The following is a 13,440-nucleotide window of genomic DNA, read 5'->3' as shown; positions in this document are numbered from 1 at the left end:
AAAAGAAGAGTGATTGAGTCACACTTATCAAAATGTAAAGCTAGAAGGCTTAAATGCGGTGTTTGTCAAGGTAGTTGTCACTGTTTTTTGTCTTAAGCAGCTTGTTGCATCTTCATCTCTTTCTCAGGGTTCAACGTGACAGATCCAATCGGTTCACAGTTTCTGACTGGACGTGCTCCCCAGCGTGAGGGGTTACGTAGTTTGGCCTGCTTTAGTATCGTCTGGCGTTGAGCCAGCAGCACAGTGTCTTTACCGTTATGCCGTTGCTGTCGCTGTTGTCCCAGAGCGCATTGAGCTTTTTTCGCAGCACCAGCAAGGCAGCCGCTTCAGCCAGCGCCTTGTCCTTACGCCGTCATTCACGCTGCTGTTTTTTAATCTCCTGACGGTCATTCTGCGCCTGCTTACGCAAAGCCTTCTCTTGCTCGGCACTGCGCTCAACGCCTTGTAAGGACTCTTCTTTCCAGCGCTTGACGTGATCAGGATCAAGCCCTTTTTCCCGGCAATATGCGCTGAGCTGCGCCTCTGACAGGGTAGCGGTTTCAATAACGGTCGCCAGCTTGGCTTGGGCTGACCATTGTTCTGATTTGGGTTTAGATCCTGGCACAGGGGGCTACAACCCCGACAAACTATTGTTTGTGGGTCATTACTGGAGAACCGACACACCTGCTCCGTTAAGCGACCACATTGCCTGTCTGGATTACAGTATTGCTGCAAAAAAACTGAGCGGCACGCAAGACAAAGGACAACTGTGTGCATACCGCTGGAATGGCGAAAAGGTACTGACCCAAGAGGGATTTGTCTGGGTCAGCTAGATGCTAACATCAGCTGCAAACACCTTATCCACCACGGGACTCATACCCTTCTCCGCCTTCGCTTTTTTATTTTAGCTATACCCTAGCCATTACCTTTATAAGCTGGGATACACACTTCCCTTAGACTTCAAGCATCTTATAGCCACTGAACAACTTGGCCCAAAATAATAGAACAAGCCCGTTAATAAAAACACTAGGGAATTTCCCAAACATCTCCACATGTTCAACGCCAAAAAATCTTTTACCAAATTAAGCATTTGAAATCATTCGTTTTTGAATGTTTCAAATATTGACTTTTGATTTGATTAATACTGTGATAACCAAAAAGAAAGAGACGATAATGATTTATAACAATATGATTTATAAAAATAAAATAATTTATAACAATATGATTTATAAAATTAATTTTGCCTCTATTTAAAATAGGACCTGAAATTCTTATCGAATATCACTTCTAAAGAAGAATAAATTTAACTGGCATATTGACATAAAAATAATCAGAAGCTGTAAAAACCGCCAACAAAACTTGGCGATACAAACATAACAATGAAATCAACAGGAGACAAGCAATGCAAAAAATAACGCGTAGAACCATGCTGGGTACGTTAACTGGCATGGCCTTGGCAATAATGTTACCCACGCAAACACTCATGGCCGCCCAGACCAACTACCCCAACAAATCCATCCGCATGGTTATACCTGGCCCCCCGGGTGGTGCTACCGATATTATTACGCGCCTTATAAGCGCCGAACTCAGCAAAGAACTGGGACAAACGGTATGGGTAGACAACAAACCCGGGGCAAGCGCCACCATCGGGAATAATATTGTCGCCAAGTCCGCCCCCGATGGCTACACTCTTTTATTGACCTTTACCGCGATTGTGCAAGCACCATGGTTATACAAAAACATTCCCTATGATGGCTTAAAAGATCTGGTTCCCATTACACAACTAGCCCGCTCCGCAGACCTCTTCCTGGTACATAAGGATCTGAATGTAAATACCCTGGAAGAATTTATTGAACTGGCCCATAAAAACCCCAATAAATACGCCTACGGCAGTTATGGCAATGGCACCTCATCACATATTCATGGCGAACAATTCAAACGCGTTAAAAATCTTGAAATGATGCATATCCCTTATCGTGGTGCGAATCCGGCCTTGCAAGCCCTGCTAGCCGGCGACTTAAACGCCGCGTTTATTGACATTACCACCATGACCGCCCACCTGGATTCGGATAAGTTCAAAGTACTGGCCGTCACCGGATCAGACAGACTAAGCACCCTGCCCAACGTACGCACCTTTACCGAAATGGGGATTGAAGGCTTTACCTCTAATGGCTGGCTGGGTATTTTTGCACCCGCAAACACTAACCCTGAAATGGTGAGTTTCATCAGTAAAAAGCTGGATAAAGTCATGGCATTACCCGCTGTCCAGCAACGCTTCAAAGACTTTGGCTTGCGCCAGGTAGGCAACACCCCCGAGGAATTCAAAAATATTTTGCTGAACGACTACGAAAATTACGGGAATATTATTAAGGCAGCCAACTTAAGAATTGATTGATTAATTAATCACCATGAATACAAATATGACATTAATCAATCATCACGAAAAGGAATGAAAGTGCAACACAAAAAAAGTCCTTACTGGCCAAAAGGTATTCCCCATAATATCCATGTTCCGCAAGTAACCTTACCCCATTTCCTACGCACATCTGCCCAACGTTTTCCCAATAAAACAGCCATCGTTTTTTGTGAGAACACGTTCACTTATGCAGAACTGCAAACCCACGTGGACAGCATGGCTGCTTACCTGCAAAAAGCCATGGGCGTAAGCAAAGGAGACCGGGTACTGCTCTTTAGCCAAAACTGCCCGCAATTTATCATTGCCTATTATGCGGCCCTAAGCATTGGAGCAGTCATTGTGCCTGTGAATGCCATGTGCACCACCGAAGAAGTTCGCTATTTCATGGAAAACAGCGACGCGAAATATGCATTTGTGGCCCGAGAGTTGGTAGAAGCCGTTTTACCTTGCATGCAAACAGACACAATCACTGGCTTAAAACATATTATCGTACATAACTATAAAGACGTACTAAGCAGTCTGGACAGTAGCGATATCCCAGCGTTTATCAGGCAGGATTACGCCCCCATCAAGCATCCCGGCATCCATGATTTTCAAACCATTCTGACAGAAAAACGCTACCAGACAGACGAGGTGGAAACATCACCACATGATTTCTGCGTCTTGCCCTATACCTCTGGCACCACCGGCAAATCCAAGGGCTGCATCCATACCCATTTCACCATGCTTAGCGCTATTTATGGCTCTTCCATGTGGCGCAATATGCATGCTGAAACGGTCATTCTGGCGGTGGCGCCCATGTTCCACTTGCTGGGCATGCAAAACAGCATGAACATCCCTGTTTTTCTGGGAGCCACCGTCATCATGATGCCTCGCTGGGATGCTGGGATAGCCGTTAAACTGTGTACCAAGTACCGGGTGAGCGCATGGACAGCCCCGCCTGCCATGGTTCTGGACTTTTTTTCCCACCCATCTGCCAAAGAGGCGGACCTGTCCAGCTTAAACCTGCTAACCGGTGGTGGCGCTGCCATGCCCGAATCGGTTGCCTTAATGCTGAAGGAGCGTTTCGGCATTGTGTATAACGAAGGTTATGGCATGACGGAAACCGCTTCCTTCCTGCACTGCAATCCCTTGAATCACCCCAAACGCCAGTGTCTGGGCATTGAAACACAAGGCGTGGACAGCCGTATTGTTGATCCGGCCACCCTGGAAGAATTACCGCCTGGCGAAGTTGGTGAACTGGTTACCAGCGGCTCGCAACTCATGCTGGGATATTGGAAAAACCCGGAAGCAAATGAAGAATCTTTCTTTGACATGGATGGCAAACGTTTTTTCCGTACCGGTGACCTGGCACGTATTGATGAAGACGGTTACTTCTTCATGACAGACCGGCTCAAACGCATGATTAATGTATCTGGCTATAAGGTCTGGCCCAGTGAAGTGGAAAATGCCATGTATGCTCACCCAGCCATTCAGGAAGTATGTATTGTAGGCATCCATGATGAAAAACAGGGCGAACAGGTCAGGGCACTGGTGGTACTGAAAGAGGGTGCTGTGGCTGAGGAAAAAGACATTATTGCCTGGTCGCGTGAACACATGGCGGTTTACAAAGCCCCACGCAGCGTCGCGTTTTTTGATGAATTACCCAAATCAAATACAGGCAAAATCATGTGGAGAAAATTGCAAAATGAGCAAAATGCGGAGGTTTTTACCTAGCATTTATTTTTTATTGGCCCTACTTAATTAGCCTTGCCAGATGGTTGCCCGGAAATTCCGGACAACCATCTTTTCTTCTAACCCACCTTATCCACCACGGGACTCATACCCTTCTCCGCCCTTGCTTTTCTTCAACAGCAACAGCAACACTTTAAGCGCATTGATCTGTTCCGGTGAGTCCAAATCCGCATATAGATCTGAATAAATATCATGGCATTTCCTAATTACCCGGATTTTTTCATTGCGGATCATCACAAAACGTAAGCATGGCCAACAGCAGTGCCAGCGTCAATAACCGTTTCATCAACCACCATTATTTTTTGTCTAAAATAATATAAATTCAAATAACTAACAACCCGGAGCACTTAAGCCATAGCCTAGTGTTACCCCAGTAACAGGGACATCGCGAAGCACTTTCTCAGCGACATCGTTAAAACGGTTGTCACAATTGAAGCGTGTTTCAAGTACCCATTCCCTACCCATCACCTTTTCCATATGTTGCTGCCAAATATCTGCGGCATCCATGGCCTTATCTGAAGTTATTCTGGCTTCCAATAAAACCTCCAAATCCCTTACAGCACGCGGGCCACGCCAAAGAGCATACAAAGATGGATCAAAGGCATTGCCACACATGTCCAGGCAATCTGCATAGTAAGTGGTACCAATATCAAAGGCACCCAACGTTAATGTTTGATCTGGTGCTGGCGCATAATTACCAATAAAAGAGGTAAGATCAGCCTTGCAAGTGGGCGTAATCTCAAGGCGCAATTGCGCAATTCGCTCATCACTAACCGTTGCCTGAATCTCACAACCCTGGACGCGGAACTCGTGTACATTGTCATATGACTCACGGGGAATACCTGCGATCGACTCAAAGTAGCGTTGGTTAGTGCCAAGCATTTCACCATTGAACACCTCTGCAACCGTTGCAGCCTGGCTGAGGGACGCAATACATAGCAAGCCAGTGGTGGTTAATAAAGTTCGTATGAACATAGAGAATTCCTGTTTCCAGTTTTGGGAAAAAACATGTGAGTCAAAGTATCAAAACTATAATACATATTGCAAATATGTCAAAGGCCATCTCAATGGTTTATTTTGATCTTTGCAAGGGCAATGAAGGCAAATTGTTACTCGGCCTGAACACCCTACCATGCAATTCATGCATATTTTCTTCATCAACAGTACCGTAATCAAGGGACAGCAAACGTAATTGAAGAAGCCGTCAACCTTTAAAACTTCCCATCACCCAACAAAAACGCCCCCTCATTACTTACATTTCCCACCGCCTTATTCGCCATTTGCATACGCATTTTTTCCGATGGATACTGCCCGGCTATTTTCCGTAACAGCATATTATTACTATTGTTACCTTCACTCAGCCAGGCCGCATAATCAGCCGATTGCAGGATCACCGGCATGCGGTCATGAATCTCTTTAGTCAACGCATTGGCAGTGGTGGTGATAATAGTGAAATTAGGCACCTCTTCATGAAACTCCAACAGCCCTGCAAAACCAAACAAACCTGATTCCGGATAGATGAAATATGGCTGTTTGCCCGAAGTGCTGCTTTTCCATTCATAATAACCATTGGCGGGCACGATCACTCTTGAACGCCGCCAGGCATTCCTGAAAAAAGGCTTTTCTGCCGCCGTTTCCACTTTTGCATTGAAAGGTTTGGGCATGGCATCATTCGCCCATGATGGCCGCAGGCCCCAGATGGCATGCAGTAATACCCGCTTGCCGGCCACTTCTTTTATAACCGGCGCAATTTGCTGGGGTGCTATGTTATAGCGTTCTGGCATAGGGTCTATAACATCAAGCCCAAACTGGCTTTGCAACGCTTGCGTATTAAATAAAGCATAACGGCCACACATAAGACAATCGCCCAATAAAAAAACAGCTTAATTTCTTATTGTAAATTGTTAAACTGATTAATTAAATAATATGCCAAAAATAACATAATCAACAATCCATTTTTTGCCCAAAGACATGCCCTGCTTTTAAAGGGACCCCCTGTGTCAGGATAGTTGTCACCCTCCCATTTCAATTAAAACAGGCGGTAAAGGACACTCATCATGGCCCGTTATTCCCATGAACGTAAACAAGCGGTACTTAATAAATTACTCCCCCCGTTCGTGTCGGTTTGCATGGCGATATGCTTGCCTTCGCATTCATATTCACGTACCCAACGCCGTAGTAGATTGGCATTCAGGCCATGATGCAGGGCCAAACCGGCTAGTGAAACACCGGGTTGTTGGCTGGCCTTGACCAGTTCAGTCTTAAATTCGGCAGAATAAGACCGTCTCACGCGCTTGAGGGGCATAATGTCATTCATGATCGTGTCCGCTTAAATTGTAATGGACACGATCTTGACGGACTAACCGGAGATCCTCAAGGTGTAGTTTACCGTTCGCTTACGATTTTTTGACTTTTTAGTAACGAAAAACCAGCTGAGCAGATCAAGGCACTGGTAGTACTGAAAGATGGTCTGATGGCGGAAGAAAAATAGATTATTGACTGGTCACAGGAACATATGGCGGCTTACAAAAGCCCCCAGAAGCGTAGAATTTTTTGATGAATTACCCAAATCAAAGACCAGGAAAACGCTTGGCCGATATTTTGAGTGCGGCAGCAGCATCACCATCGATAATGAGCTGCAACTGCTGAATATGCCTGCTTGGTCTGGTTACCTACCGTCCGCTTGAACAATTTATTTTCATTGGCCATTCTTGTTCACCAGGGTTTGCTGGAGCTCTCGTTTCATGATTTTACCAGCCCCGTTCTTTGGAAGATTATCCACAAACACATAGCGTTTTGGCCGTTTAAATCTTGCAATATGCGTCAGGCAATGGGCATCCAACTCGGACACTTGAACCTTTTTACCAGGAATAGTCACCACAAAAGCCACAATCGACTCTCCCCACTCTGGGTCTGGGGCACCTACCACTGACACTTCGCTGACCAAAGGATAAGCAAGTAGTACATCCTCTACTTCACGAGGATAAATATTGGTGCCGCCGCTGATAATCACATCTTTCGAACGATCCTTTAAATAGAGCATACCCCGCGTATCCAGCATGCCGATATCACCCGTTTTCAAGGCACCGTTCAGCAATGTTTTAGCAGTTGCCTCCGGATTATTCCAATATCCCATCATGACCGTTGGCCCACGAACTACCACTTCGCCCAGTTCGCCCTCCGGAACTGGCTGATCATTATGATCGAGTATCTCAACCTGCATAGACGTCTGCGGGAACCCCACAGAAGACAACAGGTTTATGTCACCGGTTTCAACCGCATGAGCCAGACTCCCGGGCGGAAGAGCCGAGATCGTCATCGGGCTTTCCCCCTGGCCATACATATGAATAATCCTGGGACCAAAGCAGCCAACAGCTTGCTTGATGTCCTCGACGTAGAATGGCGCGCCACCCACAATTATTGAACGCAGGCCAGACACTTCAGGACAACGGGACTGTGCAAAACCAACCATGCGCCGCACCATGGTCGGTGCTGCAAACAGGCTGACATCCTGATAGTGCGCAAACAGATCAAACAGTTCAGCCTCTTCAAAACCACCTGAATCGGGCACAAGCTGGGCGCCCCCCTTGATGAAGTAGGGAATGCTGTACAAGCCGCTACCGTGAGACATGGGAGCCGCATGTAATAAAATGCTATGAGGGCTCACTGATTGCACATCTGAATAAAAATGCATGGCCATACTGACCAAATTGGCATGACTAAGCATTACCCCTTTGGGCTTACCTGTCGTTCCACTTGTATAGAACAACCACGCAAGACTCTGGTCATCGTCAGGGCCCAATGAAAGTTCAGGACAGTCGAAGGCCCTATGGAACAGCGATGAATCCAGGCTTAACACCTTCACTTCAGGCACGCCAACAAGCGCATCCTGCATAGGTTGAAAAAGTGCCTCTTGAGTCATGCACGCGCGCGACCCGGAGTTGCTCACCATGTAGGCGATCTCATCAGGATGCAACTTGATATTAACCGGTACCACACAAAGCCCCGCGTGCCAAGATGCCAGCAACAGTTCCAGATATTCGGTGCAATTCTTCAATGCGAGGGTTACGCGGTCTCCCGGTGCCAGGCCAAGTTCATTTCTTAACCAAAAAGCTAGCATACGAACACGCTTATCCAATTGCTTGTAACTGGTTGGCAATTGTTTACCCTTGATCAGGGCTGGGTAATCGCCGTAGAGCTGCACGCTACGCTGAAAAAGGTGACTAAGATTCATATTGGCTGTCTCGTAAATTTCCGCTTGATATTACAAACGGGTGAATGCTGATTGGCACACCCACCATCTGACTTACTTTTCCGGAACCATAATAAAAGTTGCAGCAACTTCAACACCACTGAAGCCCCTACCATTCTTGGCAATCACAAAGCGAGCGTTCTGAACTTGGCGAGCGCCACTGCTTTCCAACGCCAAGTTTCAACGCCTAAGCAACTACATTGCTTTTTGATTTCATTTTGTCTCTAGGCTTTTGATTTAAAATAGTAATATTTCACATATAACTATTAAAAGATGAGAAAAGCTTTACTAACATGTTAGCAGTGCATGAATCGACTGCAATATCCCTAGAAACCCTAGGCACAAGTATGAATAGCCACCGATTTTGTAAATACCATTTAGTTAAATAAAATGGCTAATTAACGAGGTGCTTATGAGCAGTAAACGAACGTATTTTTCTAAGCCCAAAAGCTGTCTACAAAGCATGGTCGATTCAAACCTGCCTACAGATTAGTGCACCTCTTACGGATTAGGCATTTGATTCATCTAGCTCAGTGTCAGGAAAAACGACGTAGATTAAAACCAGCATGATCGTCACAAAGAACTGAAAAGCTGATTGAATGCCGTTCCATTCGGACGACATCCACATACCAAACCATTCGCCCCCCACCGACATAAAGCCAACCTGCCAAAGTAAAAAACCAAGCGTTAGCCCACATACGGCAATATTTTTTGCGCGGTTAAAATGGTGAGCCGATGATTTTCTACGCACTAACAAGCGCCCCGCCCCCCACCAACACAACAAGGCAGTAAAAACCTCAAGCCCGATGATGAGTAGGTACGCAGCATGATGCAATACCGGCGAATGAATAGCACGATATGAAATTGTGGAATCAGGAAAGATGGTATCCATCAACAACACGTGACGCACGAATGAAAAATTACTGTTGTAATCGGTGATATTGCCAAAGGCCACCAACGACGCAAACAAGGCAATTGCCGTTATCAACAAAATTTTCGACCAACGAACCGCCATAATCCCACCACCTGAATTCAATTGAACCAAAACCATACACTACCATGAGTAACGATTTCAAGCTCTCGACATTGGTTTAAATCACAACCACTTCTGTTAAGCTTACTAAAATTTAATAATATAAAATATGCTTACATTCAATTTAATACAACCACAGCAATAAGGATCTTGTTCATGTCACTCCTTCCCAAAATGCTCATCGCCTCAATGTTAATCAGCCCTTTTGCCAACGCTGTGCAAGCCAAAACGGTCCAAGAAGTTTTCAACGGCGATATGCTTGGCACTACTCAGCGTTACTTTGAGTCAATCGCGGGCATTCCCCGGAAATCTTCAGGCAATGAGCATAGTTTTAGGGTACAAGGATGCAATATCACTGCTACGATTGATAACAACGATGTCTCTGCCTTGCGTATGGAATTAAATGATAAATGCCAAGCTGATTTAAGTACCTTCATTGACTCTTACGCACCACCAGCCAATACCCCGTTGACCGTTGGCGCTTTTGAGTTTGATAATTTTACCTTTATGGCCGATTGCCTAAGCCTGTGCGGCAATGCCGCCGATCCATCGGTTTTTGCGCTTTGGGAAGGGCCTCGGGCAACAAACTTCATCGAAGTACTACTTGAGTTTAAACTTGTTGGTGATCCTGCCCTCGATGCCGCTGATGAATGGGAAGAACTAATGAAAAAAGCAGCAGGAGAAGACTACATTATGGAGACCCGGTTTAACTGCGACGACCGCTTCAATACACAGGGTTATAATGCCTTCAAAAATGTTACGCCAACTGCCATAACCATTGGCCACGGGCTTAGTACGCCTAGGTCTGATTGTGCAAAATAAACTAATAATGTCTCTAACCTTTACTATGCAAAAGTTAGAGAAATTACTCAAATTTTCAACTCAATGTATGACGGCGAAAATTCAGCGTTGCTAGCTCAACGTAAAGCAGTGTTGATGCAGGCCTGAGAATAATCTATCACGCTGGGGCACACGTCCAGGCAGAAACAATGAATCAACTGAACCAGTAACGTTGAACCCTGAGAAAGAGATAACGATGCCACAAGCTACCTAAGACAAAAATAATGACAACTGTCTTAACAAATATCGAAGGCATATCTTCCACACTTAAAAATCCACGCTATTGCTGTTTTTCAGCTGAAAATACTATGAACATACTGTATAAATATTAAACAAAAATGAAGTAATCCCAATTAATTTAAGTAAAATATATTACCATTAACAAATTAATAATTAATTATTACTGCGCCCGTATATCGTGCAGCATCATTAAGTTGGTTGGATGCTTTTTAATGACTGGTAAAGGACATAGGCTTACCGGCCTTGGTGCTGCATTTATCGCTGCGGCTATTGCAAAAACAGCAGGACTCGATGTTTTATTACAAACAGCAAGTGCTCTGTTCGCCGCAGTTTCCACCTCCTTACCCGACTGGATAGAAATACCCTATTACCGCAAAGGGGCACGAAAAGGCTCGCTCATTAAACACCGCACCTACACACATTGGCCCTGGTTTTGGGTTGGTTTAATTTATTGGGCGTTTTCTATCAAAGGGTTTGAAGGTGCGACCATGATTGGTGCAGCAACCGGTGCATTAACGCACATTTTGGCCGATGCCCCCAACCCCATGGGTATTCCCTGGATTCATCCCAGGCAACGAATCAGCTTCGGAAAAAAAGGTTGGTGGCGTTCGGGTAGATACGAAACGGTACTAGTAAGTTTATTTACGGTTTTTGGCGTGAGCATTTGGACACTGGTGAACCCTGATAATGCTTTTGCCAAGGGATTAACGCAAATAACCAAGGAAAGTGTTAAACACATACACTTGGTTTTACAACCCCTAATTCAAAACTTTATAACGAACTTAAGCAGCTACGGTAATTTTTGATCTGAGGGAGCCAGAGTGCGACATCAGGTAGGTATTCCCACGCAGGAGCATGGAATGAGTGAACGCTAAGCTAACGTTCATGCCATTTGTACTAGCTCAAACATGCGCTGACAGTTGGATTCAGAGCCATAAGATCAACCTGAACTACCTGAGGATCTTTTGTAAGGTAAGGTTTTTTCAAGTTTACCCCTAAGTTTACCCCGCAGCAAAACAGGCATAAAAAAAGGACTTCACGTTTTCACGTAAGTCCTTGATTTTATTGGTCGGAACGGAAGGATTCGAACCTTCGACCCCTTGCACCCCATGCAAGTGCGCTACCAGGCTGCGCTACGCCCCGACGTTACTTATTTGCTTGTTCACACAAAGCTGTGTAAGTAAGAATAAAACTATATCACAATATCTAAACAAAATGCAAGCCCATGCCCATCATTTTTTTTACCAATTTTTTCCTTTTCCTGGTTTTTCAACTTGACAATCCATCCCCATGGAAATTGCCAACACCACCATCAAGCCATAAAACCCCACTGATCATTTCATAAGCAGTTGACAAAAATTCCCTGTCAGTTCAAGACTTAAGACAGTTGCTAATTTCTTATACGCAAAGTTATCCACAGTTAAAGTGGATAAAAATACGTCAACATTCATGTTCAAAAAAATATTTTTACACCACAAATAAATTTTTTTTAGATTTTTTATTTTTTTATAAATTCAGAACACCTAAAAAGCGCACTGGTTTGTCTGAAAAAACACACACTTTCCCGTTTCTCTTAACCTTTATCAATAATATCCAAGCAAATTACTCAAGTAACTATAAGAGGATGATGGATCATCTCATTACCACAAAAATCATGCCTATAATTAAATCCTGGCGCAATACTTTCCCTGTGCCACCTGGCACATTGCGCCCACCATCCTCTTACTCATTTACTATATTTCTACTATCATGACCCAAGATGCTTTTTTACCCATGTTTGACCAGAATATTTATCCGTTTGATGCACGTGGTGTTGCCAAACGCTTTCGACATGCGGCTATTTTTGGTGCTTTGTCTGCCCTGCATCCCGGTGAGACAATGCGTTTTTGCAATGATCACGATCCCTTGCCTTTGCTGGCACAAATTGAAGCCCATTTTGGCAATCGGGTAGGCATTTCATATATTACCCGTGAGCCTGGCGAAATCGTGATTGACTTTGAAATTCAAGGCTAACTTTCAATCACTCATGATCACACCCATTCAAGAAAATCGTTATCCCGCCGCCTTAACCGTAGAAGACTGCAGGCAGAGGGCCGTTCCATTGATGTTTTTGTGCAAGTCAATACCTCCGGCGAAGCCAATAAATACGGCCTTTCTCCACAGGAAGTCGCTTCTTTTATCCAGTCCCTTACCACTTTTGAGTGCCTGAAAGTCAAAGGACTCATGACACTTGCCTGCCTGTCAGACGATAAGCAGCGAGTGCGTGGCTGCTTCCAGCTATTACGCAACCTTCGCGACCAATTACAGCAAGACACTCCCGCCAATGTGCATCTGCATGAGCTATCCATGGGTATGTCAGGAGACTATGAAATGGCCGTTGAAGAAGGCGCTACCGTAGTGCGTGTAGGGCAAGCCATTTTTGGTGCACGCGCTTTGCCCGACAGCTATTATTGGCCAGACAACGCTTCTTGACAGCACCACCATCCCACCTTCAGAAGCAAAACGCGGGCGCGTAAAAAGCAAGGCCTACAAAGGCGCACGGTCTATGGCAGACAACTCCTCGTTCACTTCAAACAATTTGCCATTAACTTTACTTACGCCAAACGCCTTCAACCTGGCCGAATGCATTTCAAGGTAAGCCTGCGCATCGACTTTGTTACTGAATAAGTAAATACCCCCAGCTTCCTTTGCTTGGGGATTTTCGGTCCAGATTTTCCAAAGCAGGCCGGGTTCTTTGCCAATCGATTCGGCCAGTTCTTTCATGCCTGCAGCCATTTCCTGCCCCCAAGGCCCATCAAACGGAAAATCAACCTGTAAAATAATAGCCATATCAGCTCCAAAACATTAATCTGTGAATTAAAGGTATAAGACATCGTATAACAAAACAAAAAACCTTGCCTTGAAGCAGATCAGCAAAAATCCAATACATTTAATCCATTGATATTA

The 13,440-nt window shown here is 44.9% G+C and carries 13 protein-coding genes, 1 tRNA gene and 1 pseudogene; 7 read left to right on the top strand and 8 right to left on the bottom strand.

Annotation, left to right across the window (positions count from 1 at the left end):
* Nucleotides 1-352: 352 nt before the first annotated feature.
* Nucleotides 353-604 carry a hypothetical protein gene (locus ACM5Q9_RS01985; protein WP_418143049.1) on the bottom strand — a complete coding sequence of 84 codons (252 nt, stop codon included), beginning with the start codon at nucleotides 602-604 and terminating at the stop codon, nucleotides 353-355.
* Here ACM5Q9_RS01985 and ACM5Q9_RS01980 point away from each other — a divergent pair.
* From ACM5Q9_RS01980 to ACM5Q9_RS01970, 3 genes are all read left to right on the top strand, one after another.
* Nucleotides 585-812, top strand: a complete 228-nt coding sequence (locus ACM5Q9_RS01980) for a hypothetical protein (RefSeq protein WP_418143048.1) — start codon at nucleotides 585-587, stop codon at nucleotides 810-812. The two genes, ACM5Q9_RS01985 and ACM5Q9_RS01980, sit on opposite strands and share 20 nt — an antisense overlap.
* 569 nt (nucleotides 813-1,381) lie before the next feature.
* Nucleotides 1,382-2,374 carry a Bug family tripartite tricarboxylate transporter substrate binding protein gene (locus tag ACM5Q9_RS01975; RefSeq protein WP_418143047.1) on the top strand — a complete coding sequence of 331 codons (993 nt, stop codon included), beginning with the start codon at nucleotides 1,382-1,384 and terminating at the stop codon, nucleotides 2,372-2,374.
* A gap of 54 nt (nucleotides 2,375-2,428) precedes the next feature.
* Nucleotides 2,429-4,111, top strand: coding sequence for a long-chain-fatty-acid--CoA ligase (locus ACM5Q9_RS01970; protein WP_418143046.1), 1,683 nt, complete (start codon nucleotides 2,429-2,431; stop codon nucleotides 4,109-4,111).
* A gap of 348 nt (nucleotides 4,112-4,459) precedes the next feature.
* Here the strand turns inward: ACM5Q9_RS01970 and ACM5Q9_RS01965 are convergent, their stop codons facing one another.
* The 5 genes from ACM5Q9_RS01965 to ACM5Q9_RS01945 all read right to left on the bottom strand — a co-directional run bounded on the left by ACM5Q9_RS01965 (nucleotide 4,460) and on the right by ACM5Q9_RS01945 (nucleotide 9,396).
* Complete coding sequence (locus tag ACM5Q9_RS01965) at nucleotides 4,460-5,104, bottom strand: hypothetical protein (protein WP_418143045.1); 645 nt, start codon at nucleotides 5,102-5,104, stop codon at nucleotides 4,460-4,462.
* Nucleotides 5,105-5,340: 236 nt separating this feature from the next.
* Nucleotides 5,341-5,985 carry an SOS response-associated peptidase gene (locus ACM5Q9_RS01960; protein WP_418143044.1) on the bottom strand — a complete coding sequence of 215 codons (645 nt, stop codon included), beginning with the start codon at nucleotides 5,983-5,985 and terminating at the stop codon, nucleotides 5,341-5,343.
* A 209-nt stretch (nucleotides 5,986-6,194) separates the two neighbouring features.
* The gene (locus tag ACM5Q9_RS01955; RefSeq protein ID WP_418143043.1) at nucleotides 6,195-6,446 is read right to left on the bottom strand and encodes a transposase; all 252 of its coding nucleotides are present in this window, start codon (nucleotides 6,444-6,446) and stop codon (nucleotides 6,195-6,197) included.
* Between the two features lie 381 nt (nucleotides 6,447-6,827).
* Nucleotides 6,828-8,363: an AMP-binding protein gene (locus ACM5Q9_RS01950; protein ID WP_418143042.1), complete on the bottom strand. Its 1,536-nt coding sequence runs from the start codon at nucleotides 8,361-8,363 to the stop codon at nucleotides 6,828-6,830.
* 526 nt (nucleotides 8,364-8,889) lie between these two features.
* A complete protein-coding gene (locus ACM5Q9_RS01945; protein ID WP_418143152.1) occupies nucleotides 8,890-9,396 on the bottom strand; it encodes a DUF2165 family protein in 507 nt (168 codons plus the stop codon).
* Nucleotides 9,397-9,570: 174 nt separating this feature from the next.
* Between ACM5Q9_RS01945 and ACM5Q9_RS01940 the strand changes: the two genes are divergently transcribed.
* Together ACM5Q9_RS01940 and ACM5Q9_RS01935 are read left to right on the top strand one after the other, a co-directional pair.
* Nucleotides 9,571-10,236 (top strand): hypothetical protein, encoded by a 666-nt coding sequence (locus ACM5Q9_RS01940; RefSeq protein ID WP_418143041.1) that lies wholly within the window; start codon nucleotides 9,571-9,573, stop codon nucleotides 10,234-10,236.
* Nucleotides 10,237-10,706: 470 nt separating this feature from the next.
* On the top strand, nucleotides 10,707-11,300 hold the full coding sequence (locus ACM5Q9_RS01935) for a metal-dependent hydrolase (RefSeq protein ID WP_418143040.1): 594 nt from the start codon (nucleotides 10,707-10,709) through the stop codon (nucleotides 11,298-11,300).
* A 260-nt stretch (nucleotides 11,301-11,560) separates the two neighbouring features.
* On the opposite strand, the gene ACM5Q9_RS01930 is transcribed toward ACM5Q9_RS01935, so the two are convergent.
* Nucleotides 11,561-11,637: transfer RNA gene (locus ACM5Q9_RS01930), tRNA-Pro, on the bottom strand.
* Between the two features lie 606 nt (nucleotides 11,638-12,243).
* Here ACM5Q9_RS01930 and ACM5Q9_RS01925 point away from each other — a divergent pair.
* Together ACM5Q9_RS01925 and ACM5Q9_RS01920 are read left to right on the top strand one after the other, a co-directional pair.
* Entirely contained in the window at nucleotides 12,244-12,507 is a 264-nt protein-coding gene (locus tag ACM5Q9_RS01925) for a DUF2249 domain-containing protein (RefSeq protein WP_418143039.1), read from the top strand.
* Nucleotides 12,508-12,567: 60 nt separating this feature from the next.
* Nucleotides 12,568-12,966: pseudogene (locus ACM5Q9_RS01920) on the top strand (alanine racemase); the annotation flags it as partial.
* A 54-nt stretch (nucleotides 12,967-13,020) separates the two neighbouring features.
* On the opposite strand, the gene ACM5Q9_RS01915 reads toward ACM5Q9_RS01920, so the two are convergent.
* Nucleotides 13,021-13,323 (bottom strand): monooxygenase, encoded by a 303-nt coding sequence (locus ACM5Q9_RS01915; RefSeq protein ID WP_418143038.1) that lies wholly within the window; start codon nucleotides 13,321-13,323, stop codon nucleotides 13,021-13,023.
* Nucleotides 13,324-13,440: the final 117 nt, after the last annotated feature.

This window comes from Advenella sp. RU8 (assembly GCF_048381675.1).
Lineage (GTDB): Bacteria > Pseudomonadota > Gammaproteobacteria > Burkholderiales > Burkholderiaceae_B > Advenella.
Note: the sequence above shows the minus strand (reverse complement) of the source record. Positions and strands in the feature narration are given on the sequence as shown.

What these genes read in the sequence shown, in the direction of transcription:
- ACM5Q9_RS01950 (WP_418143042.1), bottom strand. Translation starts at nt 8,363, where the DNA reads ATGAATCTTAGTCACCTTTTTCAGCGTAGCGTGCAGCTCTACGGCGAT.
- ACM5Q9_RS01940 (WP_418143041.1), top strand. Translation starts at nt 9,571, where the DNA reads ATGTCACTCCTTCCCAAAATGCTCATCGCCTCAATGTTAATCAGCCCT.
- ACM5Q9_RS01960 (WP_418143044.1), bottom strand. Translation starts at nt 5,985, where the DNA reads ATGTGTGGCCGTTATGCTTTATTTAATACGCAAGCGTTGCAAAGCCAG.
- ACM5Q9_RS01970 (WP_418143046.1), top strand. Translation starts at nt 2,429, where the DNA reads ATGAAAGTGCAACACAAAAAAAGTCCTTACTGGCCAAAAGGTATTCCC.
- ACM5Q9_RS01945 (WP_418143152.1), bottom strand. Translation starts at nt 9,396, where the DNA reads ATGGCGGTTCGTTGGTCGAAAATTTTGTTGATAACGGCAATTGCCTTG.
- ACM5Q9_RS01975 (WP_418143047.1), top strand. Translation starts at nt 1,382, where the DNA reads ATGCAAAAAATAACGCGTAGAACCATGCTGGGTACGTTAACTGGCATG.
- ACM5Q9_RS01965 (WP_418143045.1), bottom strand. Translation starts at nt 5,104, where the DNA reads ATGTTCATACGAACTTTATTAACCACCACTGGCTTGCTATGTATTGCG.
- ACM5Q9_RS01915 (WP_418143038.1), bottom strand. Translation starts at nt 13,323, where the DNA reads ATGGCTATTATTTTACAGGTTGATTTTCCGTTTGATGGGCCTTGGGGG.
- ACM5Q9_RS01955 (WP_418143043.1), bottom strand. Translation starts at nt 6,446, where the DNA reads ATGAATGACATTATGCCCCTCAAGCGCGTGAGACGGTCTTATTCTGCC.
- ACM5Q9_RS01925 (WP_418143039.1), top strand. Translation starts at nt 12,244, where the DNA reads ATGACCCAAGATGCTTTTTTACCCATGTTTGACCAGAATATTTATCCG.
- ACM5Q9_RS01935 (WP_418143040.1), top strand. Translation starts at nt 10,707, where the DNA reads ATGACTGGTAAAGGACATAGGCTTACCGGCCTTGGTGCTGCATTTATC.